This is a genomic window from Psychrobacter sp. GW64-MNA-CIBAN-0177, from assembly GCF_040309585.1.
Classification (GTDB): Bacteria; Pseudomonadota; Gammaproteobacteria; order Pseudomonadales; family Moraxellaceae; genus Psychrobacter; species Psychrobacter okhotskensis.
In genome coordinates this window covers 1-257 of the sequence record NZ_JBEOOY010000387.1, presented here as the reverse complement: position 1 = coordinate 257, position 257 = coordinate 1, and the positions used below count along the sequence as shown (strand labels likewise).

The following is a 257-nucleotide window of genomic DNA, read 5'->3' as shown; positions in this document are numbered from 1 at the left end:
AATAGTGAGTTTGACACCGCAGGGGATCGACATTCTTAAACAAATAGAAACACGGATTATGCAAATTCGTGCTGAATTACTCAATGGCATTAGCAGTCAAGAATTAAGTGAGTTTGAACGTGTGATCAGTCTGATTAGTGATAATGCCATGGCTAAACTTGATCCGTCTGCCGACCCTTTTGGTGAGAAATAACATGACTCCAGATCAACAATTTGCCCGCCTCGTTAAGATAGCCATTTTGATGTTTGTTATGGTC

At 40.5% G+C, this 257-nt stretch carries 1 pseudogene; it reads left to right on the top strand.

The annotated features are described in order from the left end of the window. A pseudogene (locus tag AAEY79_RS15560) lies at window positions 1-193 on the top strand (MarR family transcriptional regulator); the annotation flags it as partial. Window positions 194-257 lie beyond the last annotated feature (64 nt).